Here is a 16,435-nt window from a genome sequence, read left to right on the forward strand (position 1 = left end):
AGTGTGTTCCCAATAAAAAAGCGGGGCTATTATATAACCCCGCCTTGCTTAAGCAATGTTTAACGTTAGTTTAGCCTTATCTATTTTTGAAATGGACTCACAAAATTTTGTGGTTTAAGCGCCAATAGATCGCAGTCTAGTTGATCGATAACGTGTTCCGCTGTATTACCAATCAGTGCCGCACTAAAACCGCTTCTACCCGAGGTACCTAAAATAACAATTTCTGCATCTATTTCATTTGCTACTTCGGGGATTACATCGTCAGGCAAACCTTCCTCAAGGTGCGTGGTGACCGCTTGCTCAAATTGTTCTTCAACAAATTTATTAAGCGCGGTTTTATGGTACTCCATAACGTTTTTGTTGTACTTAAGTGGGTCAAAGTCTGGCAGTTCGATGGCAATGTTTACTGGGGCTGCTGGATAAGCTGTTACCACATGCAAATTAGCTTCTAGTAATTTGCTCAGGTCTTTTGCTTCATCGGCAATTTTCACATTTAGCTTATGGTGCTCTTCATCCTCTGCGCCAGCGTGAATAGCGGCAACAATTTTACCGTTAGTGGGCCAATCATGGTCTTTTACCATTAATACTGGTGTGGGACATTTGCGCAAAATATGCCAATCGTTAGGAGTAAAAATAATCGATTGTAATGTTGGATGAGGGTGAGTCGCTTTTACCACTAGGTCATGACCAAAATCCAAAACTTCTTCAATCACGCTTTCATATAAGCGATTATTCCATACAACTTTGGTTTCGATTTCTATCCCAGCGGTGTCTGTTTCGGCAATTATTTCACTCAACCAAACATTACGTTCTTCTATTACACCCGAGCGCATTGCTTCACGTTCTTCGCCAGAAAGCATCGAAGTCATTTCGTAAGAAAAGTCGTAAATAGTAAGTAGAGCTTTTATTTTTGCTTTGTCTTCTTTTTGGGCAAGAAACACCGCGCGAGACAAGGCCGCCTGGGTGTCATGTAGAGGGTCGATGACCACTAAAATATTACGATACTTAATCATAAAGCAGCTCCTAGAATCTTCTGGAATAGCTACTTAACTTTAGCTTAAATTGGTAGGAATAAATTAGATATAGTTAACACTGACCTAGATTTTTTTTGATAGATTGATGTAAATCAGGTCAGTGTTATTAGGTAGTTAGCTTTGCTTAGTACCGGCTAGTTGGCGCAGTGCATCACGATCAGTGATTGAAATGTATTTACCTTTTACTGCGATCATGTCGGCTTTTTGGAAACGACCAAGTAAACGGGAAATGGTTTCTACAGTTAGTCCCAGATAGTTTCCGATATCTCCACGAGTCATGGTTAGACGAAATTCTCTTGGAGAGAATCCTCGCTCCGAAAAGCGTTGTGATAAACCATAAATAAAGGCAGCTAAACGTTCTTCAGCATTCTTTTTGCTTAGTAGCAAAATCATTTCTTGGTCTGCAACAATCTCATTACTCATTAAGCGCATCATTTGACGGCGTAACTTAGGCATTGTGGCAGACAGTTCATCCATGGTGTCGAAAGGAATTTCACATACCATGGATGTTTCAAGAGCTTGGGCAAAACTAGGATGCTCTTGGCTATTAATGGCGTCGAAGCCAACTAAATCACCAGCCAAGTGGAAGCCGGTAATTTGCTCATCACCTTGTTCGGTGATTGTGTAGGACTTAATTGTACCTGAGCGGATAGCGTATAAGCTTTTTAGCTTATCGCCAGCGGCAAATATTTCTTCGCCTTTCTGTATAGGCTTTTTACGCTCGATAATACTATCTAAGCGATCTAGCTCTGTCTCATTAAGAGAGAAAGGGATACATAACTGGGCAATACTGCAATCTTGGCAGTGAATTTCACAACCACCAGTTTGGATTCTTTGACTAGCTTTTGGGTTAATGCTCATACTCAAACTATGCTATAGGAGTTCGAGGCAATTCTACTCTTTATGTAATAAATTTTCTAGATCTATTGCTACAACAATGTAACAACTTGGTAGATCCCTAAACTCAAAACACTCAGTCCTGAACAAACTTGTAATATGCGATTTGTCATTAGTTTGGTTAGTTGCTGGCCCAGTAATACAGCCAACAGCATCACGCTAAACGTACCTAAACCAAAACTAAACATTACACCCGCTCCGTTTAGCCAATTTGCTTGGCTAGCACTTAATACCAAAGTTGAATAAACCAAACCACAGGGTAGCCAACCCCATAACATGCCTAATGGTAAACTGGCTGCTGGGTGCTGCAGTGCCAACATCTTGCTTGCCTTGGGTTGAACCTTTGACCATAAGCCTTTGCCAAGTAGTTCCACTGGCGTGAGAATTGACCACCATCGAGTAAGGTGTATGCCGAGTAAAATGAGCATTATTGCAGCGAACCACTGTAAAACTACTAGCATATAAAGCGATTGATGAACCTGGCTAATTGCTTGGATGGAACCAGCAACAATAGCACCGGCAATAGAGTAGCTTAGGATCCGACCTAGGTTAAAACCAATACTTACTAAAAGCTTATTGGAAGAGTTATTGGCACGAGAACCTAGTATGCATGCGATTCCGCCACACATTGCAATACAGTGGGTAGCGCCAAGAAGGCCGGTGATAAAGGCTGCTACAAAATCAGTCTGTAGAATCATTGTCTTGTTTGGTTTTGTTCTTATCATCAAACAAAATGTTAATACCTTGGCGGTCTAAATCTTCAAATTGCTCGCTTTTAACTGCCCAGAAAAATATACCAATTCCTACACATACAAAGATCAGGGCGATGGGGATCAAGACAAAAATAATACTCATTGCTTGTTTAACCTTAAGGAATTAGTGAGAACCGCCAAGGATGATAATGACATCCCAATAGCGGCCATATAAGGAGTAACTATTCCGGCCACTGCTAAGGGTAAAATTAAAGCATTATACCCTAAGGCCCATGCCAGATTTTGAGCAATAATCTTTTTAGTCTTTTTGGCAAGATCCATGGCGGAGAGCAAAGTGGAAAGCTTGCTACCCAACAATACAGCGTCAGCACTCGATTTTGCAATGTCGGTGCCCAAGCCCATAGCAACTGATAGCGGTGCGGCGGCCAAAACTGGACCATCGTTTACTCCGTCACCAAGCATTAATAGGTGAGGGGAGTTTTGCGTTTTAGTTTTAACTACTTCGAGTTTTTGTTGTGGTAAAGCCCCGCTAGCGATGTCGGTTATATGTAACTGTTTTGCAACATATTCCACTTGGGCGGAGTCATCCCCAGTTAACATCGACAGTGAAATACCTCGAGCCTTTAAACCCTGTGAAAAACTAACCGCGTCTTTTTTGATGGTATCTGAAAGATAAACTCTAGCAGCCAATTTATCTTCGACCATTAACACCAATTCGAGCATTCCGGCTATTGGCTCAGCAGTTTGATCACAAAAGGAAGCTTTACCGAGTTTCAGCTTTTTACCGTCGACTTCTCCACTTAAGCCTAAGCCAGTATGGTGCTCAATATTAGTTGCAGCGTAGCCTTGGTATTCGCTGAAGGCATTGGCAATTGGATGGGAGCTTTGTGCTTCTAAAGCTCCAATCAGATTAAGAGTTGTTATTTCATTAAAATCACCAAGGCAAATTACGTGTTTTATCTGTAACTTACCCTCGGTAAGTGTGCCTGTTTTATCAGATACTACATGCGTAACTTTGGCCAAACTTTCTAACACGTGTCCCCGTTTAACCAATAAGCCCGTTTTTGATAGTTTGTGTGTAGCTGCAGTTAGTGCTGCCGGGGTTGCTAAAGATAAGGCGCAGGGACAAGTCGCAACCAAAACCGCCAAGGTGATCCAGAAAGCATTTTCAGGTGAATGAAAATGCCAGTAGGTGTAGGTTAGTGCAGCAATCACCAACAAACCAAAAACAAAGTAGCGAGCCACGCTATCGGCTATTGTTGCTATCTTAGGTTTTTCACTTTGAGCCTGCTCTTGCAAACGCATGATATTAGCAATAAAGGTGTTTTGAGATACCGCTTCAACTTCTAAATGAACGGTTTGTTCATGGTTAATAGTACCGGCAAAAACCTTACCACCTAGCTTCTTTGTGATAGGTAATGATTCGCCGGTAAGCGAAGACTCATCGAATTCACTCTCTCCAAACACTACTTGTCCATCAGCTGGCACCACTTCGCCGGGTAAAATAACAATGATGTCTGATTGTTTAAGCTGGCTCGCCGCAACCTTTTGTTGCTGTCCAGTCTCATCAATTCTCATGGCCAACTTAGGTACTAGCTTAAGCATATTTGAACTGGTTTCGCTGGCCTTGCGTCTAGCTCGCAATTCGAGAAGCCGGCCCAGCAATAACAAAAAAGTGAACATGGAAACCGATTCAAAATAAACTTCACCGGTGCCGTTTACTGTGGCATAAAGCGAAGCACTATAGGCGCCTAATAAGGCAATGGAAACGGGTACATCCATATTGAGCGTTTTAGCTTTGAGGCTTCGATAAGCACCAAAATAAAACGGCTGTGCAGAGAACAGTAATACTGGGGTTGCCATAATAAGACTAACCCAGCGAAAGTAATCTCGATAGATAAGCTCCATGTCTTCAAACAGGTCGCCATACAGGGCGATAGCAAACATCATTACTTGCATGGTGGCTAGGCCGGCTACACCCAATTTGAGTAAATGACTGCGGTATAGCTTTCGATCTATCTCTTCTTGCTTATCTGTTTGAAAGGGATTGGCGTTATAGCCAAGCTTATGAATACTTTGTAGTAATTGACTTAACTTAACTTGTTTATCATCCCACACAAGCGTCGCTCGCTGGGTGGTCGAGTTAACATGAATTTTTTGAACACCTGGAATATTCGATAACTGTTTTTCGATTAACCAAGCACAAGCAGCACAGGCGATCCCTTCGATAGAGAGTAAAACTTCCTTGCTGTTTTCATTCTGTGCAACAAACTCTAGCTGAACGCTTTCGTCATCATATTCCAACATTTTAACCAAGGCGTCTGGTACTAGCCCTTGAGCACTTGGGGCGGCAGCTGTTCTATGTTGATAATAATCTTCTAAGCCACTCTCAATAATTGTTTGCGCAACGGCAGCACAACCTTGGCAACACATCGCTTGAGAGCTACCAAGAATTGAAACATGTAGACTTACGCCTTTGGGAATAACTTCGTTACAGTGGAAACACAGGCCTTGATTACTTGCCATCGATTTCTTCTGCGTTGTAAAGCGGTAGTTGTAGCTCTTCCTGTAGTCTCCAGGAATCATCCATTGGACTAATTCGAATAAACCAGCGGCCAGACTCATTTAAATCATCGCCAAAGCGGTAGCGACCATTTGCATCTGCAGTAACAACATAACTGCGGTCATTTTTAGCGAGGGTTTTATGTGCTAATTCAATTTTAAGTGGTTGGTTCTTTATAGAGTCTGGCAGAACCATATCTAATACCAAACCATTATTGGCAGGTGAAACAGCTGCTTTTATCCCCATTTGTTCAGCTTTTTCGATCAACGACAAGTCAGCGTTAATCGCCTTACCTTTTTTGTAGTAAGACTCAACCACCATATCGTTGTTGGTTGTAGCAGCTATATAAAAAGTAAACAGGCTTGCAACCACTGCAGCCATAGGTAGCGCGATTAAAAACCACGGCCAAAATTGTTTATACCAAACTTGTTGCATAACAGCATACTTCCATTCACAAGGGGGCTTAAATATAACAAAAAAAGCGACGCATAGGCGTCGCTTTTTATAAATTTTAAGTCTATTCGCTCTTAGAAAGCTGATATACGTAGGCGGAAATAAGCTGGATCTTATCTTCTCCTAGAATATCCTTCCAAGCTGGCATTACACCATTACGACCATAGCGTAGAGTGTCTTCTACAGCGCGACGAGAACCACCGTATAACCAGATACCGTTGGTTAGATTAGGTGCTCCAACTGCTTGGTTTCCTTTACCGTCAGCACCGTGACAGGCAGCACAAACGGCGAAGCGATTTTTACCGTTGGCGGCATCAACGTCGTTAACCTTACGGCCGGATAAGCTTAAAACATAGGCAGTTACTTCCTTGATACCGTCATCACCTAATACTGCTTCCCAACCGGGCATTTGGCCTTGACGACCATGCATAAGACTAGCTTTAATTGCCTCGCCACTGCCACCATATAACCAATCGTTATCGGTTAAGTTAGGAAAGCCTTTGCCACCTCGAGCAGAAGACCCATGACATTGTGAACAGTTTTGTAGATACAAACGTTGGCCAATTTTAACCGCTGCTGGATCTTCAGAAAGCTCTTCTACACTTCGATACTCGCCAGACTCGTTGTAGGCAACTTGACGGAAAACTTCGCCAAATCGAGCATCAGCTTTGTCAAGTTCACCTTGATATTGGTTAGCGACATTGCCGTCGTAGGCTGCTACACGCTCTTGACCTTCTGCAATGCTCTTTATACCCATTTCTGAGCTCTTCCAACCAAGGAAACCTTGCCAGTTACCTAAGCCAGGGTAGGCCGCTAAATAAACCAACGAGAAAACAATGGTGATAATAAACATATAAGACCACCACTTCGGAAGAGGGTTGTTTAACTCCTCAATTCCGTCGAACTCGTGGCCCATTGATTCACCTTCTTTTACGCCGGTGTTGTTCTTATTACATGCCCTAAGTAGCAAGAAACATCCTGCGATGCTGCCTAAGGTTATTACTGTAATCCACACGCTCCAAAATGTGCTCATTTTTTCTGTGCTCCTTCAAATTCCTTTGTCGGGCTAGTTTCAGGCTCGTCGGCAAAAACCAAGTTTGCAGCTTCAGCAAAATCCTTTTTGCGTTTTTTACTGTAGGCCCAGGCAAAAATACCTACAAAAATCGCCATTAAGAAAGCTGTATATAGGCCACTAAATGTACCAAAGTCCATAACTAACTCCTTATTTTAATGCTGTACCCAACACTTGTAAGTAGGCTATTAAAGCTTCCATTTCAGTTTTGCCTTTAACGGCCTCTTCTGCGCCTTCAATGTCTGCATCGGTATAAGGCACGCCAAAATGGTTTTTAAATAGCGCGAGTTTCTTACCTGTTAATGAGCCATCTACTAAGTTTTCCTCTAACCAAGGGAAACCGGGCATGTTCGACTCAGGTACTACATCGCGTGGATTAATTAGGTGCACTCTGTGCCACTCATCAGAATAACGTTGGCCAACACGTGCTAGATCAGGTCCGGTGCGCTTAGAACCCCATAAGAACGGATGTTCCCAAACACTTTCGCCTGCTACCGAGTAGTGGCCGTAACGTTCAGTTTCTGCGCGGAATGGACGAATCATTTGGCTATGACAGTTACTACAGCCTTCGCGGATGTAAATATCACGACCTTCCATTTCTAGTGCAGTGTAAGGCACTAAACCATCTACAGGCTCGGTAGTTTCAGGTTGAAAAATTAGTGGGGTGATTTGTACTAAACCACCAAAACTAATTGCGATAACAATGAATATGGCCAGTAAACCAACATTCTTTTCGATTAACTCGTGCTTCATGTTATGCCTCCTGTCCGTGTTCAATGGCTTCTAAAGAACCTTTCTCAGCAGTAATAGTTTTATAGGCGTTGTAAGCCATAACGAACATACCGGCTAAGAAGAACACACCGCCAACAAAACGAACAAAGTAGAATGGGTAAGAGGCCTGCAACGACTCTACAAAAGAGTAGGTTAAGGTGCCATCTTCGTTTACCGCACGCCACATCAAACCTTGCATAACACCTGAGATCCACATAGCTACAATGTAAAGAACTACACCAATAGTGGCTAGCCAGAAGTGGGTGTTAATTAATTTGGTGCTGTACATGCGGCCTTGGCCAAATAGCACAGGTATTAGGTGGTAAACACTACCAATTGATACCATAGCAACCCAACCTAAAGCACCTGAGTGAACGTGACCAACAGTCCAGTCAGTGTAGTGAGATAAGGCGTTAACCGTTTTAATTGCCATCATTGGACCTTCGAAGGTAGACATACCATAGAAAGACAAAGAAACAATTAGGAAACGTAGAATTGGGTCGTAACGAAGTTTATGCCAAGCACCAGACAAGGTCATAATACCGTTAATCATACCACCCCAAGAAGGAGCGAATAGGATAAGAGACATCACCATACCTAAAGACTGTGCCCAATCAGGCAATGCAGTGTAGTGTAAGTGGTGAGGACCGGCCCAAATGTAAATAGATACTAGCGCCCAAAAGTGAACAATAGACAAGCGGTAGCTGTATACAGGGCGACCAGCTTGTTTTGGTACGAAGTAGTACATCATACCCAAGAAGCCAGCAGTAAGCAGGAAGCCAACCGCGTTATGGCCGTACCACCACTGCACCATTGCATCAACAGCACCGGCGTAAATAGAGTACGATTTAGTCATGGTTAGCGGAATAGCTGCATTGTTAACAATGTGCAATACAGCAACGGTAATAATGAATGCACCAAAGAACCAGTTAGCAACATAGATATGCGAGGTTTTTCTTTTAACCAAGGTGCCAAAGAAGACTATGCCATAAGCCACCCATACAACGGCGATTGCAATACCAATTGGCCATTCAAGTTCGGCATACTCTTTAGAAGTGGTGAAGCCCATTGGCAGTGTTATCGCAGCCGATACGATAATCAAATTCCATCCCCAGAATACAAAGGAAGCCAAAGGGCCACCAAATAGTCGGGTCTGACAGGTACGTTGTACCACGTAAAAAGAACAAGCCATTAATGCACTGGTACCAAATGCAAAAATAACGGCGTTTGTGTGAAGGGGGCGTAACCGGCTATATGTTAGCCAAGGAGTATCGAAGTTAAGTGCCGGCCAGATTAATTGCGCAGCAATTAATACACCAACACCCATGCCTACTATACCCCAAACAATGGTCATTACAGTGAACTGGCGTACAACCGTGTAGTTGTAATCAGTCTCTGTGCTAGCTGCTTGGTTCATAAATACATGCTTCCGTTGCTATTTATTATTTGTTTAAGCGAGTTTGATGCAATGGCATCAACAACATGAAACGAATTGTTAACCTACATACCAGTTAGCGCAAATGACGCACATAACCAGTAGCTTAACGGCGCGATCATACTTCATCGACTAAGCAAATAACAGTTTGAAAAACTAGTTATTTGCATATCTTCGCTAAATTTTTAACAAATCTTTTCCAATCACCAATCCGCATTGATCTAGATCAATTATGGCTTAATATTTTACATTGATGTAACCAATGTTGCGCACTAACACCGTGTTATTTAACATTAGGTTTTTGTTAATGCTGTGAAACAGCGATTTAGATGCTCAAACTCAAGTCAAAACATTCACATCAATCTTATAAAACGTACAAAATCCCACCTCTTGTGTTATTAAATTGTTGATTTTAGTCCTATAGTTACTATTGGCCATTTTATCGATGGATTGGTAAACAAGGAAAATATATGGAAAACAGAGCCACTGTTCTCATTGTGGATGATACTCCAGAGAATATCGACGTATTGGCAGGCATTCTGCGAAATGATTACAAACTTCAAGTGGCACGTAATGGTGATATGGCACTGAAAATTGTCGCCAAAGCAAATAAGCCAGACTTGATACTGTTAGATATTATGATGCCTGGTATCGATGGCTTTGAAGTTTGCCGACGCTTAAAAGAAGACTTAAGCACTCGCCACATACCAGTTATTTTTGTTACTGCCAAAATTAGTCCAGCCGACGAGTTGAAGGGATTGGAACTAGGTGCTGTTGATTACATCACAAAGCCTGTAAGCCCACCGGTAGTAAAAGTGAGGGTGAAAACCCAACTTGCTTTGTACAATCAAAATCGAGAATTAGACCGAAAGGTAAAAGAGCAAACCGACGTTATTAATACCACCCGTTTACAAATCATTCAGCGCTTAGGTAGAGCAGCAGAGTACAAAGACAATGAAACCGGCATGCACGTTATTCGCATGAGTTATTACTCACGCATTCTTGGGTTAGCCGCCGGAATGAGCGAACGGGATGCAGATATACTAATGAATGCAGCGCCGATGCACGATATTGGCAAAATTGGTATTCCTGATCGCGTGTTGCAAAAACCTGGCAAGTTAGACGCAGAAGAATGGGAAATTATGCAAAGCCATGCAGTCATTGGTGGTGAAATTCTTGGCGAGGGTGATAGTTCAGAATTACTTGAGCTTGCTAGAACAGTAGCATTAACCCACCATGAAAAATGGAACGGCAAAGGTTATCCCAACGGGCTGGCTGGAGAGGATATTCCTATCGAAGGGCGAATTGTTGCCATCGCTGATGTATTTGATGCACTCACTTGTGAGCGCCCATACAAAAAAGCCTGGCCAGTAGAAAAGGCTATCGAGCTCCTAGAAAGTGAAGCCGGAGTTCATTTCGACCCTAAATTAGTGCCATTGTTTATAGAAGCACTTCCCGAAATACTCGAAGTAAAAGAACGATTTAAAGAATCTATAGCAGAATAGTTGGCTGGCCGCGAAGGATACGCTTTTACATGCAACTAAATAAACTCACAGTGTTAATCGTCGACGATATGGCACCAATCAGAAAAATCACCTACGAGCAATTACGTCGCTTTGGCATCGGCCAAGTTATACAGGCCGAAAACGGTTCTCAGGCGCTAAATGTACTAAAAAAACGGCACGTTGATTTAATACTTTCGGATTGGAATATGCCTGTAATGAGCGGTATTGAGTTTCTTAAAACTGTCAGAAAGTCTGAAACTTGGCGCCATATCCCGTTCATTATGATTACCGCTGAAGCCGAACGAGACAGAGTGGCAGAAGCCATTAGTGAAGGGGTAACAGATCTAATCATTAAACCTTTTACTACAGCTTTGTTGCAATCTAGGTTACAACAGGCTGCAAAGGGTGATATTAGAAACCGCCAATCCTTAACCAATCGCGAGGAGCCCGAGCTCCAAGAACTGCCCATACCAGAGCCAGTGGCTGGAACGCCTTTAGCCCAATCAAAACAAAACACCGTATTAGTCGTTGACGATACGCCTGAAAATCTCACCTTATTAGGCGGCCTATTACGCGATGACTACCGCGTACTGCTGACTAAAACTGGGAAAAAGGCTTTGGAGATTTGCTGCTCTGAGACGCCACCAGATCTGATATTACTAGATGTAATGATGCCCGAAATGGATGGCTATGAAGTGCTAGAAAAGCTCCGTCAACATCCAAACTCACAACACATTCCGGTTATTTTTGTTACCGCCTTAACTGAGATAGGCGACCAAACAAAAGGGCTCGAAGGTGGCGCAATAGACTACATCACAAAGCCTATTCAACCGGAGCTACTTAAACTTAGAGTACGTAATCACCTGCGCTCGGTCGATCTCCATAAACATCTACAAAGTGATTTAGACAACTTAATTGAAAAAGAGAAGCTAAAAAATAGTGTAGATCAATTGCTTAGACATGACCTAAAGGGCCCAATTGCCGGCATTGTTGCACTTGCAGAGCAAATTAAAATCGATCGACATGCAACTGCTACTATTAATGAGAGTGCAGTTATTATAGACGAATTGTCTATGCAGTTACTCAACATGATTAACCTATCAACCGAGTTATATAAAATTGAACAGGGTCGCTTCGAGCTAAAAGCTAAACCGTTTTCTGTTCACTTAATGCTTAAAAAAATGCTAACCGTAGTCAGGAAAACTTTTAGCAGCAAACAATTACTCATGTACTTAGAACCGGAAGAAGAGGATCCCGGTAACGAAGTATTGGCCTTGGGAGATGAATCTTTAAGTTATTCGCTGTTTTTTAACTTGCTTAAAAACGCCTGCGAAGCAGCGCCCAGCCGAAGCAGGGTGTCAGTATCGATAAAAGTTGCAGGTAAGAAAGTGGAAATAACCACAGAAAACGTAGGCGCGGTGCCAGAACCCATAAGAGAAAATTTTTGGGAAAAGTACGTTACATCAGGCAAAGAAACAGGCACAGGCTTAGGTACTTATTCTGTAAGTTTACTATGTGACGCGCAAAATGGAGAAGTAAGCATGCGTACTAGTGATAAAGACAACACCACTACAATAACGGTGGTTTTGCCACTTGCTCACTAATTTAGTTTTATATACCAATAACGAGGAACAACAATGAAAAACCTACTCGCAATCTTAAGTGCAACGTTAATATTTGTAAGTAGTTTAACCATGGCTGGTGTAGCGGAAGATAGAGCCGAATACGACAAATCAGCCAATGAAACTATTGCTAAATTTAAGCAAGAAAAACCTGATATATCCGCCAAAATCGCTAGTGGCGTTGGCTACGCAGTATTTAGTAACGTAGGTGTAAATCTATTTGTTATTTCAGCAGGTGGCGGAACAGGAATTGCTGTTGACAATGCTACCGGTAAAAAAACATATATGAAAATGGGCGAGGCAGGCGTGGGCTTTGGCTTAGGTGTAAAAGATTTTCGAGCATTAATGATTTTTAAAACACGCAAAGCTTTCGATAAATTTGTAGAAAGTGGCTGGTTATTTGGTGCCCAGGCTGATGCAGCCGGAACGTCTGGTGATAAAGGGGGTTCTGCAGAAGTAGAAGGTGCGATTGGCGACGTTGATATCTATCAACTTACCGAAGCGGGTTTGTCATTGCAGGCTACCATTAAAGGAACCAAGTTCTGGCAAGATGGCGACTTAAATTAAAAAGAATCGTGTTGTAAGGTCAGCTAATCGCTGGCCTTTTTATTTGGGATTTAAGTATGAGGCTAATTCTGACTGTTCTGGCGATTGTTGGAGTGCTAAACCCAAGTTTATTAGTCAGCGCCTTGGGCTTTAAAGAGGTGCCCACAAACGCCAATTCACTCATCCAACAATGGCACAAACAAGAACAGCAAGCCCAAGGAGGGGAGTTTGGCTCACATGGTTGGTGGCCATGGGGAGTAGGCGGGTTTGACTACGATAACGACGGCGACGTAGATCTTTACTTATCTCATCATGGTACCCCTGGCGGAAAAATTTTAGTTAATCAGTTAATACCTAGCGGCGTTCTAGAATTTAACATCCTTAGCACCAAACAAAAGTTACCAAGTGCCGACGACAAACCATGGTTTTTTGATTTTGATGGTGATGGTTGGCTCGATATAGCCGCTTTTTCTGATGAGAAAAAAAATCCTTATGTTATGAATAAGCAAGGTGAATTCGAAGTAGCTTCGCCCAAGGAAACCTTTTCTCCGGTGTCTTATCCCAAAACGGTGTTAGACATTAATCAAGATGGGTACTTAGACTTAGATGCAGGGCGCAAGGGCGCGTTCTACTACCAAGCAGATAAACAAATATTTCAACACGATAAAAACTACAGTTCCAGCGACAATCATTTATTGCCCGCTAAATACCAACAAATAGAACAAGAGCTAAAGGCCAACAACAAAAAGAACCGTTTTTTCCGTTCTAATACCTACCAACACTTTATAAATCGTTCGCCAATACCAAGCCCCATGCTTACACCCATTGATCTCAATAACGATCAACAAAGTGACATAATCGTAGCTGGGCATGGTGGTTATGGTGGCGATCACCTTGGCTGGTATTTTTTGGCCAGTAACTACGGTTACACACTATCAAATGAGCAGCTTAACCTGCCAGACCACGCTACACCAATCTTTCTCGGCGATCTAAATGGTGACCAGCGCCAAGACTTAATCACTACCGGTAAAGGTAAAGGCGACGTCTACCTGCAATCAGACAAAGGTTTTGTTAAGCAAAACTCGCCACTAAGTAAAATGCTAAATGCCGGTGCACCTTATCTTGTGCGTGTATTTGCAGTAGATTTTGACAACGACAGAGATTTAGATCTGTTACTTTCTAATCCACGTAAAAAATACGGCAAGGTGTGGGAAAATGATGGAAAAGGCAAGTTTAAACAGGTGTTAAGCTTCAATGGTTGGGACTCCAATCCCGTGTTTATCACAGATTTAAACAACGATTTACGCCAAGATATTGTAATAGGTGGGGCAACTAATCAACAGCTGCAAGTGTTCTTAAACACCGGTCAAAATCAACAAAATAACCTTTATATTTACCCACGATATAAACATCCAAATCCTTATGCGGTTGATGCCATAGTGAAGATATACCAAGGTGAAAAACTAATCGACCAACAAAGGGCGAGGTGGGACGGTCTGCCTTTGGTGTTTTCTTTAGGAAAGCTGAGTAAAGTAAGCGCAGAAATAACGTTTAGTGATGGAACTATAGAGCGTTATGAAAATTTAGTGGCTAATCACAGTTACACGCTTATCTATAAGGGCGGTAAGTTCATAGGCCATATTTCAGCGCACTTAGTTGCGTTGTATTAGTGGCGACAAGAGTAGGGCAAAGTAAGCACTTTGCCCCCACTACTAAAACTCTTTTGGCGCAAAGCCGGTTACTTCTTTAACGCCCATTTCACGGCCGAGCGCGGTCATTGGGTGGACTACGACCAAACCCTTTACAGATTTTTTAAGTTTACCCATATCTGCTTGTTCTTGTTTAGTAAGCACACGACTAAAGGGAAGGGACTTAACATCACCACCTTGTTGGCTTAACTTTTTAGTTTGCTGGGCTTTTACGCTTTTTAATTTTTTAGTTAGTGCAGTAATTGTTGTATTGAACTGATTAATCATCACAGTATCACCACGTTCGTGGGCAGCATCTAACTTACGTTTAGCCGTGTATAATTTATTGTGAATTGATTGAAGTTCATTTTTTAAGTTCATTGTAAATCCTAAGGCTCACGTCGAGCATTCATCATTCGAGGCCTGGTAGCCAATCGCGTATTATAGCAGTAAGTATGGCTAAGGTTTTACCTTTATAAACAATCTATTTAACCTGAACTCGGGATAAGGAAGTGACGATAACTTTGCAACAAATACTTAATCTAGAGTCATGTTTCTGGCGAGACAGTTTGCTTAGTTCAAGGCGAAACTGTGCGTCAATCGCTAGCTTATTGCAAGCAGCTTCAACACCGAATTAAGTAAAAATAGCGGCTAAAAACCGGTTTATTATTCAGAGCTCAGGTTCTTTAGTGCTTTAATGCCGATAATGCTATTTATCGGCAATTGTTTTTAAGGATATAATTCCAATATTATTCAGTAAGTTAAATGTGATTATGTTCGCACTTCCACCTGCTATTCCGTTATTCGACTCCCTGCAATATCTTGAAGATGGTAACGCTGTTGTTAACCAACATCTTGCCGAAATTACGTTAAGCGCGGTTAGTGATGCCGGTTTTGTTTATGAGTACGCGGTAGATTGGTTGCTAGAGCAGCGCCACAGTGAAAACAACTACAAAACCTATCGAAGCGAACTCACTAGCTTTTTACATTGGGCTTATACCGTTGAGCAAATATCCTTATCAATGGTGACACGACGGGTGCTGAGTAAGTATTTAGACTATTGCTGCAAGCCACCGCAACAGCTAGTCGCTTATCGAAATGTTGCCCAGTTTGTTGTTGATAAACAGCTAAAAGAGCGAGTGCCAAATCCACAATGGCGGCCATTTTTGGGCAAGAAAGTAGATGGTATTGAGCAGCCTTATCAAATAACTGATAAAGCGTTAAAGACAAAGTTAGCTATTTTGTCATCGTTCTATGCGTACTTAATCAACGAAGAATATACCGAACGTAACCCAGCCATGGCTTTAATGAAAAATGGCCGATTCAAAACAACAAGCCAGCACACCATAACTGGCGAAGACCAAGAAGACATAAAGTCCTTTAGTGACCTGCAGTGGTCTTTCGTAATGAGTGCAGCAAATCAATTGGCTAAACAAAACCCAGAAGATAACGAACGCATTTTATTTTTAGTAAGCCTAATGTACAGCTGCTACTTGCGAATATCTGAGGTGGCAGCAAGGCCAGGATTTTCGCCAATTATGGGACAGTTTAAACGGGATACTAAAACCTCAGTATGGGGTTTTTATATACCGCGTAGCAAAGGTGGCAAAAAGCGAACTGTTGCAGTATCAAAACAATTACTCGCGGCCTTACAACGGTACCGACGTTTTTTACAATTAACACCGCTGCCGACACCCAATGAAAAAACACCACTGTTTGTAAGGCACCGGGCTGCTGGTCGTGGCAGAGACAGTGGATTACTTAATGCTAATCTTGGTATTCGCCAACTAAGAGAACAAATCTACATTGTTATCGAACAAGCCGCTAAGCTGGCAGAAGCAGATGGCTTTGAACAAGATGCCAACGAAATTCGTCAACTCACACCACACAGCATTAGGCACACTGGAATTTCTCACGACATTAACTTAGTGGGCCGGCCATTATCGCATGTACAAGCCGACGCCGGCCACGACAGCATAGATACCACATCTCAATACTTGCATACATCAAGAGTTGAAAGGCACCAATCTGCTGAACACAAGCCTTTGGATCACTTAAAGTAAATACTATTTTTACGTGGAATTACAGGCAAACTCCCGTGGATTGCTAAAAACCCACCCATAAGGCGCATAATGT

Annotated in this window: 16 protein-coding genes; 5 read left to right on the plus strand and 11 right to left on the minus strand. The window is 42.3% G+C overall.

Annotation, left to right across the window (positions count from 1 at the left end; genetic code table 11):
* Positions 1 to 80 precede the first annotated feature (80 nt).
* From uspE to ccoN, 10 genes are all read right to left on the minus strand, one after another.
* Complete coding sequence (gene uspE / locus K5L93_RS19900) at positions 81 to 1,013, minus strand: universal stress protein UspE (protein ID WP_220721389.1); 933 nt, start codon at positions 1,011 to 1,013, stop codon at positions 81 to 83.
* 135 nt (positions 1,014 to 1,148) lie between these two features.
* Positions 1,149 to 1,895 carry a fumarate/nitrate reduction transcriptional regulator Fnr gene (fnr, locus tag K5L93_RS19905; RefSeq protein ID WP_016401494.1) on the minus strand — a complete coding sequence of 249 codons (747 nt, stop codon included), beginning with the start codon at positions 1,893 to 1,895 and terminating at the stop codon, positions 1,149 to 1,151.
* 68 nt (positions 1,896 to 1,963) lie between these two features.
* The gene (locus K5L93_RS19910; protein WP_220721390.1) at positions 1,964 to 2,629 is read right to left on the minus strand and encodes a sulfite exporter TauE/SafE family protein; all 666 of its coding nucleotides are present in this window, start codon (positions 2,627 to 2,629) and stop codon (positions 1,964 to 1,966) included.
* Positions 2,613 to 2,786, minus strand: a complete 174-nt coding sequence (gene ccoS / locus K5L93_RS19915; RefSeq protein ID WP_220721391.1) for a cbb3-type cytochrome oxidase assembly protein CcoS — start codon at positions 2,784 to 2,786, stop codon at positions 2,613 to 2,615. The genes K5L93_RS19910 and ccoS overlap by 17 nt, the downstream gene beginning before the upstream one ends.
* Positions 2,783 to 5,170 carry a heavy metal translocating P-type ATPase gene (locus K5L93_RS19920; protein ID WP_220721392.1) on the minus strand — a complete coding sequence of 796 codons (2,388 nt, stop codon included), beginning with the start codon at positions 5,168 to 5,170 and terminating at the stop codon, positions 2,783 to 2,785. Before K5L93_RS19920 ends, ccoS begins: the two co-directional genes overlap by 4 nt.
* Positions 5,160 to 5,642: a FixH family protein gene (locus tag K5L93_RS19925; protein WP_220721393.1), complete on the minus strand. Its 483-nt coding sequence runs from the start codon at positions 5,640 to 5,642 to the stop codon at positions 5,160 to 5,162. Before K5L93_RS19925 ends, K5L93_RS19920 begins: the two co-directional genes overlap by 11 nt.
* Before the next feature lie 82 nt (positions 5,643 to 5,724).
* Complete coding sequence (ccoP, locus tag K5L93_RS19930; RefSeq protein WP_220721394.1) at positions 5,725 to 6,693, minus strand: cytochrome-c oxidase, cbb3-type subunit III; 969 nt, start codon at positions 6,691 to 6,693, stop codon at positions 5,725 to 5,727.
* Positions 6,690 to 6,872, minus strand: a complete 183-nt coding sequence (locus K5L93_RS19935; protein ID WP_016401488.1) for a cbb3-type cytochrome oxidase subunit 3 — start codon at positions 6,870 to 6,872, stop codon at positions 6,690 to 6,692. Before K5L93_RS19935 ends, ccoP begins: the two co-directional genes overlap by 4 nt.
* Positions 6,873 to 6,882: 10 nt before the next feature.
* Entirely contained in the window at positions 6,883 to 7,485 is a 603-nt protein-coding gene (gene ccoO / locus K5L93_RS19940; RefSeq protein WP_220721395.1) for a cytochrome-c oxidase, cbb3-type subunit II, read from the minus strand.
* 1 nt (position 7,486) lies between these two features.
* On the minus strand, positions 7,487 to 8,920 hold the full coding sequence (gene ccoN / locus K5L93_RS19945) for a cytochrome-c oxidase, cbb3-type subunit I (RefSeq protein WP_220721396.1): 1,434 nt from the start codon (positions 8,918 to 8,920) through the stop codon (positions 7,487 to 7,489).
* A gap of 488 nt (positions 8,921 to 9,408) precedes the next feature.
* Here ccoN and K5L93_RS19950 point away from each other — a divergent pair, with 488 nt between their 5' ends.
* The 4 genes from K5L93_RS19950 to K5L93_RS19965 are packed head-to-tail and all read left to right on the plus strand — an operon-like array spanning position 9,409 to position 14,281.
* On the plus strand, positions 9,409 to 10,443 hold the full coding sequence (locus K5L93_RS19950) for an HD-GYP domain-containing protein (protein WP_220721397.1): 1,035 nt from the start codon (positions 9,409 to 9,411) through the stop codon (positions 10,441 to 10,443).
* A 29-nt stretch (positions 10,444 to 10,472) separates the two neighbouring features.
* Positions 10,473 to 12,047 (plus strand): response regulator, encoded by a 1,575-nt coding sequence (locus K5L93_RS19955; RefSeq protein WP_220721398.1) that lies wholly within the window; start codon positions 10,473 to 10,475, stop codon positions 12,045 to 12,047.
* Between the two features lie 33 nt (positions 12,048 to 12,080).
* Positions 12,081 to 12,632: a lipid-binding SYLF domain-containing protein gene (locus K5L93_RS19960; RefSeq protein WP_220721399.1), complete on the plus strand. Its 552-nt coding sequence runs from the start codon at positions 12,081 to 12,083 to the stop codon at positions 12,630 to 12,632.
* A gap of 56 nt (positions 12,633 to 12,688) precedes the next feature.
* Positions 12,689 to 14,281, plus strand: a complete 1,593-nt coding sequence (locus tag K5L93_RS19965) for an FG-GAP repeat domain-containing protein (RefSeq protein WP_220721400.1) — start codon at positions 12,689 to 12,691, stop codon at positions 14,279 to 14,281.
* A 42-nt stretch (positions 14,282 to 14,323) separates the two neighbouring features.
* Here the strand turns inward: K5L93_RS19965 and K5L93_RS19970 are convergent, their stop codons facing one another.
* On the minus strand, positions 14,324 to 14,680 hold the full coding sequence (locus K5L93_RS19970; RefSeq protein WP_220721401.1) for a YibL family ribosome-associated protein: 357 nt from the start codon (positions 14,678 to 14,680) through the stop codon (positions 14,324 to 14,326).
* 392 nt (positions 14,681 to 15,072) lie between these two features.
* Here K5L93_RS19970 and K5L93_RS19975 point away from each other — a divergent pair, with 392 nt between their 5' ends.
* Complete coding sequence (locus tag K5L93_RS19975; protein WP_220721402.1) at positions 15,073 to 16,362, plus strand: tyrosine-type recombinase/integrase; 1,290 nt, start codon at positions 15,073 to 15,075, stop codon at positions 16,360 to 16,362.
* Positions 16,363 to 16,435: the final 73 nt, after the last annotated feature.

The organism is Agarivorans litoreus, from assembly GCF_019649015.1.
GTDB lineage: Bacteria > Pseudomonadota > Gammaproteobacteria > Enterobacterales > Celerinatantimonadaceae > Agarivorans > Agarivorans litoreus.

What these genes read in the sequence shown, in the direction of transcription:
- uspE (WP_220721389.1), bottom strand. Translation starts at nt 1,013, where the DNA reads ATGATTAAGTATCGTAATATTTTAGTGGTCATCGACCCTCTACATGAC.
- fnr (WP_016401494.1), bottom strand. Translation starts at nt 1,895, where the DNA reads ATGAGCATTAACCCAAAAGCTAGTCAAAGAATCCAAACTGGTGGTTGT.
- K5L93_RS19910 (WP_220721390.1), bottom strand. Translation starts at nt 2,629, where the DNA reads ATGATTCTACAGACTGATTTTGTAGCAGCCTTTATCACCGGCCTTCTT.
- ccoS (WP_220721391.1), bottom strand. Translation starts at nt 2,786, where the DNA reads ATGAGTATTATTTTTGTCTTGATCCCCATCGCCCTGATCTTTGTATGT.
- K5L93_RS19920 (WP_220721392.1), bottom strand. Translation starts at nt 5,170, where the DNA reads ATGGCAAGTAATCAAGGCCTGTGTTTCCACTGTAACGAAGTTATTCCC.
- K5L93_RS19925 (WP_220721393.1), bottom strand. Translation starts at nt 5,642, where the DNA reads ATGCAACAAGTTTGGTATAAACAATTTTGGCCGTGGTTTTTAATCGCG.
- ccoP (WP_220721394.1), bottom strand. Translation starts at nt 6,693, where the DNA reads ATGAGCACATTTTGGAGCGTGTGGATTACAGTAATAACCTTAGGCAGC.
- K5L93_RS19935 (WP_016401488.1), bottom strand. Translation starts at nt 6,872, where the DNA reads ATGGACTTTGGTACATTTAGTGGCCTATATACAGCTTTCTTAATGGCG.
- ccoO (WP_220721395.1), bottom strand. Translation starts at nt 7,485, where the DNA reads ATGAAGCACGAGTTAATCGAAAAGAATGTTGGTTTACTGGCCATATTC.
- ccoN (WP_220721396.1), bottom strand. Translation starts at nt 8,920, where the DNA reads ATGAACCAAGCAGCTAGCACAGAGACTGATTACAACTACACGGTTGTA.
- K5L93_RS19950 (WP_220721397.1), top strand. Translation starts at nt 9,409, where the DNA reads ATGGAAAACAGAGCCACTGTTCTCATTGTGGATGATACTCCAGAGAAT.
- K5L93_RS19955 (WP_220721398.1), top strand. Translation starts at nt 10,473, where the DNA reads ATGCAACTAAATAAACTCACAGTGTTAATCGTCGACGATATGGCACCA.
- K5L93_RS19960 (WP_220721399.1), top strand. Translation starts at nt 12,081, where the DNA reads ATGAAAAACCTACTCGCAATCTTAAGTGCAACGTTAATATTTGTAAGT.
- K5L93_RS19965 (WP_220721400.1), top strand. Translation starts at nt 12,689, where the DNA reads ATGAGGCTAATTCTGACTGTTCTGGCGATTGTTGGAGTGCTAAACCCA.
- K5L93_RS19970 (WP_220721401.1), bottom strand. Translation starts at nt 14,680, where the DNA reads ATGAACTTAAAAAATGAACTTCAATCAATTCACAATAAATTATACACG.
- K5L93_RS19975 (WP_220721402.1), top strand. Translation starts at nt 15,073, where the DNA reads ATGTTCGCACTTCCACCTGCTATTCCGTTATTCGACTCCCTGCAATAT.